The following is a 15,353-nucleotide window of genomic DNA, read 5'->3' as shown; positions in this document are numbered from 1 at the left end:
TTTAGAAGTTAGTAACTCTCATCACTAATTTAACTAAAAACAACATGATAACTTTAATTTTAAAAAAAAGAAATCTATTTTTTTATCATAGTAAGCAATAGGGCTGGTAAAAATATCAGGTTGGTAAGGGTAGCCAGCACCAGCGTAAGCGATGTAAGCCATCCTATCGCCTGGGTACCACCGAAACCGCTGAAACAGAAGATCACAAAACCGGCAATGAGAACCAAAGATGTATAAATGATACTAATTCCTGTTTTGTGAATGGTATCGATTACCAGTTCATGTGAAGTTTTTTTACTATTCATAGCAAGTTCCTGTCTGTAATTTACGAGGAACCTGATAGTTATATCGATTGCAATACCTAGCGCCACAGAAAATACCAGTACTGTTGAAGGTTTTATGGCAACGCCGGTCCAGCCCATGACCCCTGCCGTTATAATTAAAGGAATGATATTCGGGATGAGCGAACATATTAAGATTTTAAACGACCTGAACAGGTACAGCATACAAAGCGCTATCAGCAAAAACGCCCACATAATACTTTCCTTCAACCCGTTTATTATAAATGAGCTGCCCTCGAGGAAGGTAACGCTGGTGCCGGTGAATGTTACATGGTATTTAGATGTATCGAATAACTGGCTGCTTCGTTTTTCAATAGTGCTTATAAGTTCGGGCAAACGTTTACTTCCAACATCGGCCATGCTTACACTTATACGCGCCTGCCGGCGGTTGCTATCCATAAACGAAGCTACCACGCGGTTGAAGTTGTTTTGTTTACCGCTGCTGTCAGTTGAGCCTTTGCCGCTCAGGTATTGCGACAAGAACAGCAGGTCGCCTTCATTGGGAACCCGGTAAGCAGCGCTGTCGCCATTGTAATAAGCCTGGCGCGCGAACTTCAATCCTTCCACTATCGACAACGGCCGCGCCATTTCGGGTTGTGCAGCTATGAATTGCGATAAGGAATCGATGCGGGCGAAGGTTTGAACCGGACTACGCCGCAAACCCTGTTTTTGCTTGGTATCTACAACGATCTCCAGCGGCATTACCCCTCTGAAGTGTTGCTCGAAGTATTTCAGGTCTTTGTAGATCTTATCGGTCTTTGGCAGGTCATCAACGATAAAACCTACCGATTTCAATTTGAACATGCCTGCTACGGAAACAAGTAAAATGATAACCGTAATACCGTAAATGAGTTTTTTGTGATGTGACGACCAGCGTTCGAGGTTATCGAGGATCTTAAGCAACCATTTGTTCTCGAGGTAACGGGTGTGTCTTTTCTTTGGATCGGGTAAAATGCTCAGCACGCCCGGAATGAACATGATGGAAATAAAGAACAGCGCCATGATATTGATACCGGCAACAACGCCAAACTCTTTCAGCACTTCGCTTTTGGTTAAAGCAAAAACAGCAAACCCGATAGCTGCTGCAATGTTACAGAACAGCGTTACAATACCCATGCGGCTGATCATGGCTGTTAAAGCTACGCGCTTCCTGCTCTCATTGGTAAATACCTCGCCGTTTATATCATTATAAGCGGTATGATATTTATTGAGGAAGTAAATACAATTGGGAATACCTATTACTACTATCAATGGAGGAATAACGCCGGTAAGCAGCGTGATCTTGTATCCCATCCATTCAATTGTTCCCATACACCATATTACGCCAATGATCACAACAGCCAGTGAAATAGCGGTAGCGCTCAGACTGCGGAAGAATATCAATAAGATTATGGCTGATAGAATAATTGAACCCAACAGGAACAATTGCATTTCTGCGGCCACCTTGGTAGCCAGGTTGGTTCGTATCAACGGCAGGCCGCTGTAGTGCATTTCGAGGTTGTGCTTTTTTCCAAAAGCATCTGCGATCTCAACTATTTTAGCTACAACTACATTTCTGCGTTTGGAGTTCAGTACGTCTTTATTGATGCGTATACCCATCATGTACGTATTTGAAGCGGGGTCGTACATCAATCCCTGGTAGAAAGGCAGGCTAAAAAAAACAGCCGCCATACTATCGAGCTCCGGTTGCGTAACCGGCCGGCCGGGAAAAACAGGAACGGCATTCAGCTTTTCGTTCATTGCATCCTTTACCAGGTTGGTAGCGGCGGGTACACTCAGCACATCCTCTACGGCAGTAACGTTCCTGATATCTTTAGCCAGCGCTGCATAATCGTTGAAAACTGGCGCCTGGAACAATTTATCGGTAGTGATACCTATGGCCATCAGGTTCCCGTCTTCGCCAAACTGGCTGCGGAAAGCCTGGTAAGCCTGGTATTTTGGATTATCGGTTGGAATGGCTCTCGTAAACTCATAGCTCATCTGTACTTTGGAAGCGTGGTAACCCATTACAACGGTACAAGCCAACAGGATTATCAACAGGGTCCAGCGTGATCTTAAAATAAACCGGGCGATTTTTTCCCACATAAGATTTATCAAATATTAGATCCTCAAATAAAAAGGCACAAGTCACAAACGCACAAGGCGCTGGCAGTAGCCGGTCCTTGCCTCATTCATTCTATGTTCTTCCGCCGCCAGGCGGGACAGTGGTGCGCAAAGAAACTCAATTTAACAGGATTAAGGAAGTTTATTTGCCGCTAATAAAAGCCGCTAACGAACTTTTAATGTCAGCGCATTAGGAAACAATTAATAACAACATAACACCTTCATCCTGCTTAACCGGCACAATGAGCAACCTGCCCATAAGTACGTTTTTGAAAACAGTTTAGTATTAATGCACACATATTTTTAACTGTCGGCCACTATTTCAGGCCGTGACATAATAACAATTTACCGTAGCCTGCTTCCGGCCTGATGCAGGATCGTCCATGGCTTATCCCCGGTTTTTAACACCTTTCACAGGAGAAAGCGGGAGACTCCCCGAGAAATCCGCCACCCGTTCCGAAGGATTTCGACACCCGACCCGAAAACCGGGGCGAGATTGGCCCGCCGGTTGTATATTACCAAATCAACTACATATAACTACCTTTGAAAACTATGTTTCAACGGATCATGGCTCTTTATTGCCTCGCGCTTACCATTCCGTTCGTATCCATGGCTCAGTTGCAGCCAATAGGTCAATGGCGGGATCACTTACCTTATCAACAGGTAACCGGTGTTACGCATACCGCCGATAAGATATGGGCCGCTACCCCTTACAGTTTGTTTTCAGTTGATGCTGCCGATAACAGCATTGAACGATGGAGCCGCACCAACGGGCTTTCTGAAACAGGCATCAGCGCTATTGCTGCTGAACCTGGTGGCCGGCGCCTGGTGATCGCCTACACTAACAGCAATATCGATGTGCTGGTCGATGAAAAAGTGATCAATATAAATGCTTTAAAAAATGCCGCTACAGCCGGCGATAAAAGCGTTCGGTCAATATACATTCACCAACAGCTGGCGTATGTAGCAACCGGTTTTGGAATTGTGGTTGTCAATCTTGATAAATACGAAATAAAAGATACCTGGATCATCGGTAACAACGGCTCAAAGATCAAAGTGAATTCAGTTGCAGGCGATGGCGCTTTTTTATATGCAGCTACCGAAGAAGGAATAAAGAAGGCACCGGTAAATAATATAAACCTGGCCGATTTTCGCAACTGGCAACTGGTATCAGGCGCCAGCGGATTGCCTGCTGGTGTTGTACAATCGGTAGTATCGGTACAAAACAAAGTGCTGGCGCTAAAGAACGATACCCTGTATTTACAATCAGGCGCCAACTGGAATGTATTTTACCGCGATGGCTGGGTTATCAAAAACTGTACGGTATCAGACAACGTCATCTTATTAAGCGAAACCAATAACAATTCAGGCCGTATTGTAACGCTTACCGCCAGCGGCTCTTTTGAAAGAATAATTCAGGATGCGCAGCTGACGCAGCGGCCGCAACAGGCGGTTGCTTTCCAAAACACCTATTGGATCGCCGATACGCTGGCCGGTTTATCAAATTTCAGCGGCGCTTCCTTTAACCGGTTAATACCCGGTTCGCCATTATCAACCGTTACCGGTGGTATGCAAATAGTGCACAACACGCTTTGGGCTGCCGCAGGAAGTGTAAATGCCAACTGGGAACCGCAGAATAATAAAAACGGATTGTTTACTTTAAGCGATAACAACTGGAACTATTTCAACAGCACGCGTTTTTCCATACTCGATACCCTCCCCGACCTGGTATCGGTTGCTGTAGACCCCGCCAATGAAAGCGTATGGGCCGGCTCCTTTGGGGGTGGACTTGTGAATATTAAAAAGGATAACAGTATACAGATCTTTAAACAAAACTCGGCCATACAACCAGCATACTTCAACCCGGCCAGCTACCGGGTAAGCGGCCTCGCTGTAGATGCGGAAAGTAATCTTTGGGTTGCCAATTACGGCGCCCTGAGCCCGCTGCACGTAAGGAAGGCCGATGGCAACTGGCGTTCTTTTATCATTCCGTTTTCCCTCAGCGAACAAGCCGTTTCGCAAATTGTAATAGATGATAATAACCAGAAGTGGATCGTGCTGCCGAAGAACAAGGGACTGGTCTGTTTCAGTCATGGCGAAGGCATAGACAACCCCGGCGATGATAAATGGAAATTGTACCAAAGCGGCAAAGGAAACGGCAACCTGCCCGATAACCAGGTGCGTTGTATTGCAAAAGATAAAAACAATTTCATCTGGGTTGGAACCGCTAAAGGCGTTGGCATAATTCAATGTGCCCAACAGGTTTTTACCAGCCAGGGATGCGAAGCGGTGCTGCCCGTTGTACAGCAGGATAATTTTGCCGGCTATTTGTTCAGCGACGAAGATGTGCAAAGCATTGCCATCGATGGCGCCGATCGAAAATGGATAGGTACAAAAAACGGCGTATGGCTTATAAGCGCCGATGCCAATAAGATCATTTACCGGTTTACGGAAAGCAATAGCGAACTGTTAAGCAATGACGTAAAACAAATTGCCATCGACGGAAAAACAGGCGAAGTGTTTTTTGCAACCGCCAGAGGCATTTGTTCATTTCGCGGTACAGCCACCGAAAAAACGGAAACCAATAGCGATGTGCTGGTTTTTCCAAACCCCGTACCGCCGGGTTACAACGGCACCATTGCCATCAGGGGCGTTGCCCATAATGCCATTGTAAAGATCACTGAATTGAACGGGCGGCTGGTATATCAAACAAGGGCCCTGGGCAGCCAGGTCGTCTGGAACGGAAAGGATTATAAAGGCCGCTCTGTTTTAAGCGGCATCTACCTGGTATTCAGCAGTGATGAGAACCACCAGGAAAAACAGGTTACAAAAATCGTATTCATTCAAAAATGACGCTGCACAACACTAAAGGCATTGTATTACGCACCGTAAAATACGGCGAAACCAGTGTGATCGTCACCATTTTCACGGAGCTGTTCGGCATACAATCGTATATAGTGAACGGCGTTCGCTCTTCTTCCAAAAAAGGAAGCGGTAAGGCCAACCTGTTTCAGCCAGGCGCCATTCTCGACCTCGTAGCTTATCATAACGAACTGCATCACCTGCAGCGCCTCCGTGAATTCAGGTGGAGTTATTTATACCAGCACATTTTTTTCGATGTAGTAAAAAATTCCGTAGCGCTATTTATGGTAGAACTGTTATCGAAAACGCTTAAACAACCCGAGAGCAATCCGGAACTGTTTTACTTTGCGGAAGATGCGTTTACACATCTCGATAAAGCCGATGAGCAGGTAGCAGCGAACTTTCCATTATACTTTGCATTACACCTGGCCTCGTTCTATGGTTTCCGTTTTACCGACAGGTATACTGAAGCAACCCCCTATCTCGATCTGCAGGAAGGGGAATTCGTACATGAGCACCCGGTGCATCCGAACTTCCTGTCGTATCCATTCAGTTATATTACTTCACAACTGTTAAAGGTTATGCAGCCGCAGGAGCTCACGCAAATAAAGCTGAACAAGGAAACCCGCCGTACCTTATTACATGCCTACCAGGTCTACTATGCGCTGCATGTACAGGATTTTGGCGTAATGAAAACACTACCTGTTTTACAGGAAGTATTGGGATAAATTATATCTATTGTGAATTTTAAATAGCCGTCGCAGGGCACAAGGGGAGCCAGTTTCCGGTTTCCGGCGGATACAATAGAACTTACAACTTAATATTTACGAACTGAATAATTCAACAACCCGGTACCCGGTAACAGGGGCCTGTATTGGCTTTCCCTGAATCATGGAACCTGGAACATGTAACTTTTCTCCTGTTTATACCAGTCTTTCAACCGTAGACAGATCTTCATCAATAATCAACACACCCGGTTTTTTTCCCGTGTCAAAGCTGCCCACCACAGCATCCAGCTCAAGTGCGCGGGCGCCATTCAATGTAGCCCATTGCAATAACTCCTTTGTAGCTATATGAGGGAAATGGCGGTGAATGGTTTGCAGTTCGGCCAGCACGCTCAACTGGCGATTAGAAGCCAGGCTATCGGTTCCCACAACGATAGCCGCGCCGTATGTACGCAACAGGTCGAGATCGGGCAAAGGATTGCCGATGTATTCATTGGCGTTGGGGCACACACAAAAGAACAAATTGGCAACCGGCAACTTGCAACCCCTGCTGCCGGCAGCAATAAATTCAAGATCGTTTTTATTGGTATTGGTATTATGTACCAGTATCAGCGATTGATTGGGCAGAAAATGCGATAACCAGGAAGGCATTCCGGCCGGTTTGTAAAACGAGATGTCGATACCCAGCGCCTGGTACAACCGGTGAAAATCGCCGGTGCCTTTCTCTATGAAGTCCCGTTCGGCCGCGCTTTCCTGGCTGTGAATGGTAAGCAGGTGATTGCCTGGGAAACGGGTGATCAGTTGAAACAGGGCCGGAGAAACCGAATAAGGGGCATGCGGCACAATAGAATTCGATTCTGCCGGTGTTCGGTATAACCGGGCAAACTGGTCATAAACCGCCCTCGATGCCTCGAACCGCTGCGCGGCCGTACCTTCTATAAAACCCATCGTTTCAATGAAATTATGGTACAGCAGCCGCCCTTTCTTTTTTTGTTCTACCGTATTGGCCGTATTACAAATATCACCTGCCGCCACTATGCCGTTTTGCAGCATACTGTTTTCTGCATCCTCTATGGCCCTGCCGATCAGCCGGGCATCGAAGCCGCGTTGTTGAATTACCCGCACCAGGAAGTCAACCATGCCCGTTTTTTCAGGAATAAGGCCCTTCATATGGCTTAGTTCGAGGTGGCAATGGCAGTTCACAAAACCCGGGCTCAGGATACCCGAAAATCGGCTGATATTATCCCCCGCCGCTGCCGCCGGAACAATATCCACAATTTCCCCCTCCTGACTGGTGACCAAAACGGAATCGCCTGATAACCATTCATAACCGGTAAATAAATGATCGGCCTGGAACTTTCTGTAATTCATGTAAGCGATGAAACAATTAACTTTGCAGGTTTATAATGGTCGGAAAATGCGGGTTAGGCGCACCGGGCTGCCCGCAATGGTGAAACATTGCCAGGGTAACCGTTAAAAGCCCTTTCCACCGTTCAAAATTAAGTCAAAACTATGTTAGACAAGCTGGAAGCTATAAAAGCCAAGTTTGAGGACCTGGGAGTTGCGTTAACAAACCCTGAAATTGTAGGCAATAACAGGAAGTTCAGGACCATGAGCCAGGAATACCGTAGCCTGGAAAAGATCGTAAAAGCATACGAGGATTATAAAAAGGTGCTGAGCGAACTGGAGGTATATAAAGAAGCCCTGAACGGCGAAGATGCTGAATTGCGCGAACTGGCCAAGGAAGAACTGCCGGTGCTGGAAGAAAACAAGGAAAAACTGGAAGCCGCCATCCGCCAGTTGCTGATACCAAAAGATCCGCAGGATGAAAAGAACTGTATTCTGGAGATCAGGGCCGGTACCGGTGGCGACGAGGCCAGCCTTTTTGCCGGCGATCTGCTGCGCATGTACCTGCGCTATTGTGAAAAGAAAGGCTGGAAAACAGCCGTGCTGAGCGAATCGGAAGGTACTGTAGGCGGCTACAAAGAGGTACAGCTTGAAGTAACCGGTGAAGATGTGTATGGCACGCTGAAGTTTGAAAGTGGCGTACACCGCGTACAACGCGTTCCCGATACCGAAACATCGGGCCGGGTGCACACCTCCGCCGCTACCGTGGCGGTAATGCCCGAGGCCGAGGAAGTAGACGTAGAAGTAAAGGACAGCGACGTAAAGATGGAAACGGCGCGGAGCGGTGGAGCCGGTGGGCAGAACGTAAACAAGGTGGAAACCAAAGTAATTCTCACCCACCTTCCTACCGGTACGGTGGTAATGTGTCAAACAGAACGCACCCAGTTAGGCAACCGGGAAAAGGCTATGCAAATGCTGCGTACCAAACTGTATGAAGAAGAGGTACGTAAACAGGAAGAAGAAATTTCAAGACATAGAAAGAGCCTGGTAAGTTCGGGCGACCGTAGTGCAAAGATCAGAACATACAACTATCCGCAAGGCCGTATCACCGACCATCGTATTGGCCTTACCGTTTATAACCTCGATGACGTAATGAATGGCAATGTGCAGGAATTTATCGACGCGTTACAGTTTGCCGAGAATGCTGAAAAACTTGCTAAACAAAACTAGTTGTAAAGCACTATAAAGTGAACTGGTAATAAAGTACCATAAGTAGTTAATAAAGTACATAAAACACAAAGGAACGTCCCGCCGGTTACCCGGCGGGACGTTCCTTTGTAATGATCATCTATCGGATAAAACTATAATGAAAGCGGCCCTATATGGTAGGCACTCCTGTGTAACCCGGTGCAGATCGATGTTTCACAGGGTTCCAAATTAACCGGTTACCTCGAAACACATTGACCATATCTTCCTTAAGAACTTAAGATTAATTTTCCATTAATTTCACTAGTATAATAATCCCCGTTATAACGGTATATGTTACCGAAGTTATAATTAAGGAGTTATAGCAGCTTTAAATTAACGTTCGTTCGGTGTATAATTAGGGGTTTTACGTGATACTGCTTCCACAGCCGCCACTTAAAAACACGCGAATGTTAACGTTTTACAAAAAGATCGAAAACCGTAATGAAATTCAAAATTTAGGTAGTTCCTTTGCATTAGAAATTAATACGCACAGTTCTTTGCCAGTTAGCCCAGGGGATTTAATGTTACTTTAACGGGCTTATCTATACTAATGGCATTGGATTTGCGTTATATAATAAAGTTCTTTTTTAACGACTCACACAAAGCAGTCAATTTTCTCATAAGCAGTTAGTTTTGGTTACGGCCCCTGTTTCTACAGGGGCTATTTTTTTGCATATAACTAACTGAACTTCAATAAGCAATTTGCTATTTAACTTTCACAAACCAATGGTATACCGCAGCAGCTACAGCACCAGCCGAATCGGCAATAATATCATTACCGTCAAAACTGCGGTTAGGAATATAATATCTTTGTAGAAATTCTAACCCAATCCCCAATCCTATACTGAAAAGTGTCAGTGTTACAATAATCTGCTGCCATTTTGCTTTATCATTACGACGAAAATAAATGCTGAACGCCCATAACAAAACAATACCGCCGAACAAAATGGCATGCACCACTTTGTCGATGCCTTCAGTTGAAAATACGCCGGCGCTGGGTATTGCAGAACCAGGCAAACACAGTAAAAAAATGGTTATGGCTGTCCAGGCAAAAGGAATGATCTTCCAGGTACAAAGCTTTTTAACAAGACGCATCATGGCGTGGAAGTTAGCTCAAAAATGATTACCATTCACAAAGGTGCAGGAGTTACAAGTTACAGGTTGCAGGGGAAGACAGGTTCCGGTTACCAGTTGCCGGTTTCCGGGAAATACAAATACAGGTCACAGTTTGCAGGTTGCCGCCAACAATTATGGGTTGCGGATACAGGACTTTCACGTTTCACAGCTTGCCCCGATGGAGTTGGGGATTGCCGTCTGCCGGCTACACTTTACCCATTACATACATTTTGCCCTTAGGAGTAGGACTGCCACCCTGCTGTTCAAGGGTGATGGCAAATAGCTGGGCGCGGGGAATATTTTTCATTTTAACCATCATTAGGCCTTTATCCATATCGAGCATACCGGCATCAACCGGCTGGTTGTCAACTATGGCCCATAACTGGTATTGCATACCTGCCTGAGGTTGCGGCAGGTTGCCAACCATGAGGTAAACATCTTTTGTGCGGGTATCCCATAAAATAGTGGCCTTGCCGTCCGGGGCCGGACTGGCAGGCACGGCGCTTCCTTCCATTTTTATCTGGGCCATATACGGGCTGTTCAATGCCTGAACGGTGCTTTCGTAATTACCCAGTTTGGTTTGCAGCACTTCATTATTCTTAGCCAGCTCAGTTTGTTGCGCCAGCAGCTGATCGTAGCGTTTGCTGAAATCCTGGTATTTATTAAAATAATACACATTAAGGCCAACACTGCCCAACAGCAAAACAATGGAAGCAGCGGCCACATAGCGCATAGCCATGGGAATGGCGCCTCGCTTTACAGGCCGCAACTGAACCACAGGAGCCGCCATTTTACCGGCATCGCCATCCGGCCCGGCAGCCAGCTGTTGTAAAACGGCTTCCCGTACGCGGGCAGGCGGCGCTACAGCAGCAGCCATGGCGTGTTGCTCCAGCGAAAGCTCAAAAGCATCCCGGGCAGCCCGTACTTCAGTATGCTGCGTGCACATTTGTTCAAACTGTGTCCGTTCCGCTTCATCAGCGAGCCCCAACACATAGCTTTCCACTATGCCGCTTGATATGTATTCCTGTATATTCACTTTAATAATCCGCGTAACTGAATCAATGCACTTCGAATGCGTGTTTTCACAGTGCCAAGCGGTAATTTTTCCAACTCGGCAATCTCTTCGTGCGTATATCCTTTAAAATAAGCCAGTTCTATCAAAATTCGCTGCTCCGCCCTCAATTTTTCCAGCATTTTCCGCAATCCGATCGTATCAACCCCCGGCTGCAATACATCCCTGGCCTGTAAGGTATCTACGTTGCCCTGTATTGATTGGTTTTTGCGGCTGTTCTGGTACCCCCGCGACCGCAGGGTATCGATGGAGGCATTACGGGCAATGTTCATCATCCAGGTAAACAGGCGGCCCTTGCCCGCGTCGTACTGTTCTATCCTTCGCCAGATATTTACAAATACTTCCTGCAGCACATCATTGGCCAGCTCGGCATCGTTCACTATCTGCAATACAATACTGTACAGGGCAGATGCATAATTATCATATAAATACGCAAAGGCTTTATTGTCCCTGTTACGTAGCAGGGAAACCAACTCCTGTTCGGTATATGTTAGTGTAATACCCAATGTGTTTACCCGGAAACGTGGCGTGTTACAAAAAAAGTGGTCATTTAAACCACTTTCAATTTACGTAATAACGTTCGCACCGGATTTTAATTTTTTTTAGGCGCCTGTCAGTTGTTTATAAGCAGCAGCATCCATCAATGCATCCACGTCGGCCGGGCTGTTCACGGTCATTTTTACCATCCAGCCTTCGCCATACGGATCGGAATTTACCAGCTCTGGCGAATTGGCCAATGTTGGGTTCACTTCGTTGATAGTGCCGGAAACAGGCAGGTACAGGTCAGAAACGGTTTTAACAGCTTCTACCGTACCAAATACGGCTTCAGCCATCAGGGTTTTGCCCACTGTTTCTACTTCTACATACACTATATCACCCAATTCGCGTTGGGCAAAATCAGTAATACCAATGGTGGCAGTATTCCCTTCCAGCTTTATCCATTCGTGATCCTTAGTGTAACGGAGATTATCCGGAAAATTCATGTGTTTAAATTTTGTGCTGCAAGATTAAGAAATTTATGTTAGCTGCAAGGGCCCAAAGGCTGAAAGTGTACAATTATGTTTTTACCGGCTTACCGGCAGCACTTTCCGTACTTCTCACATCATTGCCTTTTAATAAGGGAAGCCTTAATGATCTTCACATCCACATCGGGACGGTTACGCTCGCCGGTGGTAACGGCGGCTATACTATCAATTACATCCAACCCTTTTATCACTTCGCCAAATATCGTATACTTCTGATCGAGCGAAGGCGTACCGCCAAGGGTTTTATACACTTCGCGATGGGCTGCCGGGATCTTATAGCCGTTTAACCGGGCTTCAACGTGGTTCAGGTCATTATCGTCATAAACCCTTCCATGTACCAGGTAAAACTGGCTGCCATTGCTTTCACGCGTAGGGTTTACCTCGTCGGGCGTACGGGCGGCCGCCAACGCTCCTTTTTTATGGAATAAGTAGGGACGCATTTCGGCGGGGATCGTATAACCGGGACTGCCCTGCCCCAATGCCTCGCCAGGTTTGGCGGTTTTACTTTTGGGGTCGCCGGTTTGTATCATGAACTGGCTCATAACTCGGTGAAACAACAAACCATCGTAAAAATGCCTGTTAACAAGTTTTATGAAGTTGTCGCGATGTTTTGGGGTAGAATCTGATAACCTTATTACCAGAGTACCCTTTGAGGTCACCAGTTCCACATCTTTGTTAAGGTCGCCCTTTTTTACCTGGTAGGGTGGATCGGTGCTATAGGATGACACAAGAATTACAAAAGCGAGAAAGAGGAGTAGTTTATTCATAGTGTTAATATGATAATGTGATATTGTGATAATTCGATAATGTGATAATTAATGCAGCCATCCCGGCAATCTTACATAAAACGAATGATAATGAGGTTTACGTATATATGAACCCGGCCCAGTTTCAGGCTTCCATTATCGAATCATCTCATTATCGAATTATCACATTGGTTTAAAACTCCTGTTGATCGAAATACAGCAGAATATGATCTTTCAAAAAATTCTCCTGTTCGTGCAGGTTCATCACCGGCAGGGCTTTCAACTGCCTGAAGTGCGGCCAGCCTTCTTCATCTACTCCTTCCAGTTCGTAAAAACCGCTTTGCGCCAGCAGCGAACAGGTAGCAATATGCATAAGATCCTGCTTTTGCTCCTTGCTGAACTTTGCTTTTATATCGCCGAACTCCTGTATACCTATTAAGAATAATATGGTTTCCATATCTGGTTTCCTGCCAAACCGTTCAATCAGCTTTTCTTCCAGCTTCCACCAACGGCTTTGTAAATCGTCATTTGCTTGCATAGTGCAAAATTAATGTGATAATGTGATAATTCGATAATGTGATAATTGGCGTCTGAATTTCGGAAATCACGCCAACACGCGCATACCCCGGGCATTGAAGCTGTATTTCAGTACCGAATTATCGAATTATCACATTAACTAATTAGTATTATTTTTGCCGCAAACCTGATTTCACATGTTACAGATCGCATTTATTCGACAAAACACAGCACTGGTAAAGGAACGACTGGCTTTAAAGAATTTCGGGGAAATAGCATTGGTAGATGAGCTCATATCCCTTGACGACGCCCGTAAAAAGTTGCAGCTTGAATTTGATACTACCCAGTCAAAAGTAAATGCAGCATCCAAAGAAATCGGGCAATTGATGGCCAAAGGCCAGAAAGAAGCGGCCGAAACCGCAAAACTGGAGGTTGCTTCTTTAAAAACAACTTTACAACCGATCGCCGATCAGCTGGCGGCAACGGAAAAAAAATTACAGGAGCAGATCGTAAAGCTGCCTAACCTGCCATCTGATAAAGTGCCCCCGGGCAAAACACCAGAGGACAATATCACCATTCGTGAAGGCGGTAATAAACCAACCCTGCACGCCGGTGCGGTACCGCACTGGAACCTCACAAAAAAATACAACCTCATCGATTTCGAGCTGGGAAATAAGATCACCGGAAGCGGTTTTCCCGTATATATTGGTAAAGGCGCCAAATTGCAACGGGCGCTTATTCAGTATTTTCTCGATTTCAATACCAATGCCGGTTATACCGAATTTATACCGCCGCATATGGTGAACGAAGCATCGGCCTTCGGTACCGGTCAGTTACCCGATAAGGAAGGACAAATGTATTTTGTTACCGAAGACAACTTTTACCTGATACCAACAGCCGAAGTTCCGGTAACGAACATTTATCGCGACGAATTATTGAAAGAAGCCGATCTGCCGGTTAAGATGACGGCATATACTCCCTGTTTTCGGCGTGAGGCGGGCAGCTATGGTAAAGACGTACGTGGCCTGAACCGCCTTCACCAGTTCGACAAAGTGGAAATAGTACAGATCGTTCACCCCGATAAAAGCTATGAAGTGCTGGAAGAAATGGTGAACCATGTAGAGAAACTGCTGAACACATTGAACCTCCCCTACCGCATTTTGAAATTATGCGGCGGCGATATGGGATTCGCATCTGCACTTACCTACGATTTTGAAGTATGGAGCGCCGCTCAGCAAAAATGGCTCGAGGTAAGTTCCGTATCGAACTTCGAAGCATACCAAACCAACCGCATGAAAATACGGTTTAAAGATGCCAATGGTAAAAACCAACTTGTGCATTCATTGAACGGAAGCTCGCTTGCATTACCAAGAATAGTTGCCTGTTTGCTCGAAAACCATCAAACCGCGAACGGGATTGAATTACCGGCTGTACTTCACAGTTACTTCGGCGCACAACAGATAAACTAATACGCGCATGTGATGTTTTACTCATTTGTTTATACTTAACATAAAACTTTGCTAAAGGAAGTACACGTAATAAGTACTTCCTTTTTTGTTTTTCATATTTGCGGTATCCAAAAACCAAAGTAATATGAAACAAAGATTTTTACTTTCCTTCATTTTCGTTTTTACATGTATGGTAGCCACCCGGGCGCAGATCGGCAAAGGTTCAACATGGCTGGGTGGCAGTGTAGGCTATAGCCATTCGAAAGATAACTCCGGCGCACCTGCAACCAGCACCAAACAAAATAATTTTTATATAAGCCCGGCTATCGGAACTGCTGTTAAGGAGAATCTCATTTTGGGAGTTTCCCTCAGTTATAATAATAATACTACCAAATTTGGTTATACCTCTGCTAAAAAAGACAGACTCTACGGCGGCGGCATCTTTTTACGTAAGTACTGGCCCGTTGTAAACAGGCTTTACATTTTTGGTGAAGCCGAAGCATATTATCAGGCTATTCGCAGCACTGATAATTACACTACCGGCGGTAACGAACTAAAAGTGAAAGGCTGGAATAGCGGTATTGCATTAACACCCGGTTTATCGTATGCCATTACCAGAAATTTACAACTCGAAACAGGACTTAACTCTCTTTTCTCAACCCGGTATCAAAAAAGAAAAAACAAACAAGGTTTCACTAACACAGAATCCAGCGCATTCAACACCGGCATCTCACTCGATAACGCGTCGGATATCTTTATAGGCTTCCGCATCCTGATCAATAAAAAAGCATAGGCAGCTCAGTT

The 15,353-nt window shown here is 45.6% G+C and carries 13 protein-coding genes; 5 read left to right on the top strand and 8 right to left on the bottom strand.

The annotated features are described in order from the left end of the window. Positions 1-74 precede the first annotated feature (74 nt). Positions 75-2,426: an efflux RND transporter permease subunit gene (locus tag A4R26_RS18080; RefSeq protein ID WP_081165957.1), complete on the bottom strand. Its 2,352-nt coding sequence runs from the start codon at positions 2,424-2,426 to the stop codon at positions 75-77. Positions 2,427-3,011: 585 nt separating this feature from the next. Between A4R26_RS18080 and porZ the strand changes: the two genes are divergently transcribed. Continuing rightward, positions 3,012-5,297: a type IX secretion system anionic LPS delivery protein PorZ gene (porZ, locus tag A4R26_RS18075; protein WP_165760322.1), complete on the top strand. Its 2,286-nt coding sequence runs from the start codon at positions 3,012-3,014 to the stop codon at positions 5,295-5,297. Continuing rightward, complete coding sequence (gene recO, locus A4R26_RS18070) at positions 5,294-6,034, top strand: DNA repair protein RecO (protein ID WP_081165951.1); 741 nt, start codon at positions 5,294-5,296, stop codon at positions 6,032-6,034. The genes porZ and recO overlap by 4 nt, the downstream gene beginning before the upstream one ends. Before the next feature lie 195 nt (positions 6,035-6,229). Here recO and A4R26_RS18065 read toward each other — a convergent pair whose 3' ends face one another. Continuing rightward, positions 6,230-7,402 carry an amidohydrolase family protein gene (locus A4R26_RS18065; RefSeq protein WP_081165948.1) on the bottom strand — a complete coding sequence of 391 codons (1,173 nt, stop codon included), beginning with the start codon at positions 7,400-7,402 and terminating at the stop codon, positions 6,230-6,232. Positions 7,403-7,543: 141 nt separating this feature from the next. Between A4R26_RS18065 and prfA the strand changes: the two genes are divergently transcribed. Beyond that, positions 7,544-8,608, top strand: coding sequence for a peptide chain release factor 1 (gene prfA, locus A4R26_RS18060; RefSeq protein ID WP_081165945.1), 1,065 nt, complete (start codon positions 7,544-7,546; stop codon positions 8,606-8,608). A 723-nt stretch (positions 8,609-9,331) separates the two neighbouring features. On the opposite strand, the gene A4R26_RS18055 is transcribed toward prfA, so the two are convergent. From A4R26_RS18055 to A4R26_RS18030, 6 genes are all read right to left on the bottom strand, one after another. Beyond that, positions 9,332-9,724 (bottom strand): VanZ family protein, encoded by a 393-nt coding sequence (locus tag A4R26_RS18055; RefSeq protein WP_081165942.1) that lies wholly within the window; start codon positions 9,722-9,724, stop codon positions 9,332-9,334. A 223-nt stretch (positions 9,725-9,947) separates the two neighbouring features. Next, the gene (locus tag A4R26_RS18050) at positions 9,948-10,745 is read right to left on the bottom strand and encodes an anti-sigma factor (RefSeq protein WP_133054722.1); all 798 of its coding nucleotides are present in this window, start codon (positions 10,743-10,745) and stop codon (positions 9,948-9,950) included. Positions 10,746-10,774: 29 nt separating this feature from the next. Then, positions 10,775-11,320, bottom strand: coding sequence for an RNA polymerase sigma factor (locus A4R26_RS18045; protein ID WP_081165936.1), 546 nt, complete (start codon positions 11,318-11,320; stop codon positions 10,775-10,777). A gap of 96 nt (positions 11,321-11,416) precedes the next feature. Further along, positions 11,417-11,797, bottom strand: a complete 381-nt coding sequence (gene gcvH, locus A4R26_RS18040) for a glycine cleavage system protein GcvH (RefSeq protein ID WP_081165933.1) — start codon at positions 11,795-11,797, stop codon at positions 11,417-11,419. A gap of 119 nt (positions 11,798-11,916) precedes the next feature. Beyond that, positions 11,917-12,606: a peptidylprolyl isomerase gene (locus A4R26_RS18035; protein WP_081165930.1), complete on the bottom strand. Its 690-nt coding sequence runs from the start codon at positions 12,604-12,606 to the stop codon at positions 11,917-11,919. Positions 12,607-12,778: 172 nt separating this feature from the next. Further along, complete coding sequence (locus A4R26_RS18030) at positions 12,779-13,123, bottom strand: hypothetical protein (RefSeq protein ID WP_081165927.1); 345 nt, start codon at positions 13,121-13,123, stop codon at positions 12,779-12,781. Positions 13,124-13,298: 175 nt separating this feature from the next. Here A4R26_RS18030 and serS point away from each other — a divergent pair, with 175 nt between their 5' ends. Next, entirely contained in the window at positions 13,299-14,570 is a 1,272-nt protein-coding gene (serS, locus tag A4R26_RS18025) for a serine--tRNA ligase (protein WP_081165924.1), read from the top strand. Positions 14,571-14,694: 124 nt separating this feature from the next. Continuing rightward, positions 14,695-15,342 (top strand): autotransporter domain-containing protein, encoded by a 648-nt coding sequence (locus tag A4R26_RS18020; protein WP_081165921.1) that lies wholly within the window; start codon positions 14,695-14,697, stop codon positions 15,340-15,342. Positions 15,343-15,353 lie beyond the last annotated feature (11 nt).

The organism is Niastella populi (genome assembly GCF_002078015.1).
GTDB classification, from domain to species: Bacteria; Bacteroidota; Bacteroidia; order Chitinophagales; family Chitinophagaceae; genus Niastella; species Niastella populi.
This window is presented reverse-complemented; position numbering and strand designations above follow the sequence as displayed.